2 protein-coding genes and 1 pseudogene are annotated in these 2,204 nt (G+C 57.1%); 2 read left to right on the top strand and 1 reads right to left on the bottom strand.

Features of this window, described 5'->3' with window-relative positions; genetic code table 11:
• Positions 1 to 67 precede the first annotated feature (67 nt).
• On the bottom strand, positions 68 to 955 hold the full coding sequence (locus NKI79_RS33060; protein WP_352807482.1) for a LysR substrate-binding domain-containing protein: 888 nt from the start codon (positions 953 to 955) through the stop codon (positions 68 to 70).
• Positions 956 to 1,085: 130 nt separating this feature from the next.
• On the opposite strand from NKI79_RS33060, the pseudogene NKI79_RS33055 reads away from it, so the two are divergent.
• Positions 1,086 to 1,717 (top strand): annotated as a pseudogene (locus NKI79_RS33055) (class II aldolase/adducin family protein).
• 157 nt (positions 1,718 to 1,874) lie between these two features.
• A partial coding sequence (locus NKI79_RS33050; protein WP_502909892.1) for an HAD family hydrolase occupies positions 1,875 to 2,204 on the top strand: 330 nt, incomplete at its 3' end.

Genomic DNA, 2,204 nt, shown 5'->3' with positions numbered 1-2,204 from the left:
GCCGGGAGCGGACTGGCATCTTTCGAGCATCTAGTTGGCAAAGCAGCCATTCAGCTCATGACCGTATTTACGAGGCGGCCACGCAAGTCCGCAGGTGAGACGCCAATAGTTCGGACGCGGGCTTGCTCGGGCTCTGCAACGGGCTCATTAAGTAGTAGGCGCCACCGGGGATGATGGACTGATTACGGAAGATCACCAACCGCTCTTCCCGGACAAGGTCACCGGTGTTCGCAATCCATCCGAGCATCACTCCCATCCCTGCTAGCGCAGCCTGAGTTGCCTGAACGTGGTTGTCAAATGAGAGATCTCCTTCCCGGTCATGCGGTAGACCGACCGCGTCGAAATATTCGTCCCAGCCGGGCGAAAATTCCTCGTCGGCATTAACGTGGAGGAGGGTAGCTTGCCCGAAATTGCCAGAGCCGAGCCGTTCAACGGCCTTCGGGCTACAGACTGGGATCAAGCGCTCATCGAACAGCGGTTCGCATTTGCCATCAAGCCAGTCGCCCGCCCCATAGCGAATCACCAGGTCGGCTTCGGGCGTAAACTGCGGGCTGCCGGATGTTGGTACAACCCGGACAATAATGTCGGGGTGTCGAGCGTAGAACGTCGCCAAACGTGGCATTAGCCAATATGTGCCAGTGCAGACGGTGCAAGCGATCGTAACGACGTTCTGCTCGCTTCGCTCTAGTGCTCTAATTTTTCCGATTGCGCTCTCGATCCGGTCCATTCCGTCCGAAACTGCGTGAAGCAGAACCTGGCCTGCGTCTGTCAACGCAGAAGGACGCATCCGTCGATCAAGCAGCTTCGTGCCGATGTAGTCCTCGAGATTCCGAAGCGCTTGGCTGACGGCGGGCTGCGTGACATTCAACTCCGCCGCCGCGCTCTGGACACCGCCGGCACGAACCACGGTTTCAAAGGCTGTCAGAAGCCGGAGAGGAGGGAGATGTCGACGCAATATCATAATCCCTTGCTTATGTCAGATTAGACTTTCAGATCTTCCAGACCTAATCAATAACGCAATTATCGCAACTAGCGAGGGCCGATCCACAGTTACAATATAAGCACACCTTAACCAGAGCGAGTTCATGAACGCCCATCCCCATCCCTCCGAACTGACTGCGGAAGAAACACAGTCGCTCCGGGTCGATCTTGCTGCAGCCTTTCGTCTGGCAGCTCAGTTCGATTGGCATGAATCGGTGGGAAATCATTTCAGTGCCGCACTTTCCGCTGACGGGAAGAAATTTCTCATGAACCCACGCTGGCGGCACTTCGGGGAGATTCGGGCGAGCGATCTCTTGGTTCTTAACGCTGGCGACAGCGAGGTGATGACTCGGCCTGACGCTCCAGATCCTTCCGCGTGGACGATCCACGGTTCCGTGCACGGCGCGCGCCCGGAAGTCAGGGTATGCTGCATTGCCATCCGCCGTATACGACGGCGCTAGCCAGCCTGAAAGATCCTCACATGAAGCCTGTCGACCAGAACACGGCCCGTTTCTTTGGCAAGCTCGGCTTTGATCTCGGCTTCGGCGGTATTGCTGACGATGCCGCCGAAGGGCAACGCTTGGCGGCTGCTTTCGGCAACAAGAGCCTCATCATCATGGGCAACCATGGTGTCACGGTCACGGGCCGAACAGTCGCCGAGGCTTTTGAAGACCTCTATTTCGCAGAGCGCGCGGCCAAGATCCTTGTGCTCGCATATTCAACTGGCCAGCTCTGAATGTCATGTCCGACGACGTCGCCCAGAAGACAGCCGATGACTGGCTTCCCTACAATGACCAGGCATTCGCGCACTTCGACTACTTGAAGCGGCAATTGGACAGAAACGACCCTTCATATCGCGGCTAGCCCTGGACTTCACGGCGTAAGGAGAAAACGTGCGTAATATTGAAGTTCTGTTCTTTGACGTCCTGGGGACGATGGTCGACTGGCGTGGCAGCATCACGGCCGAGGTCGGAGAGTTTCTGAAACGCCACAACCTTGGCCGCATAGACCCTGCTCGTTTTGCCGACGCGTGGGTAGGACGCTACGACGCTTCGGTCGACCCGATCCGGGCAGGTGAGCGATCATTCGTTTCCCTCGATCAGGTAAACAGAGAAAATCTCGTTGCCAGCCTCGAGGAATTCGGCTTGTCCTCCGCATCATTGCCACCGGAGGAACTTGAAGACCTCAATCTGTCTTGGCATCGCCTGAAGCCCTGGCCGGAC

The organism is Mesorhizobium sp. M0340 (genome assembly GCF_040321535.1).
Taxonomy (GTDB): Bacteria; Pseudomonadota; Alphaproteobacteria; order Rhizobiales; family Rhizobiaceae; genus Mesorhizobium.
The sequence above is the reverse complement of the archived record's forward strand: the minus strand, read 5'-3'. Positions and strand labels throughout refer to the sequence as shown.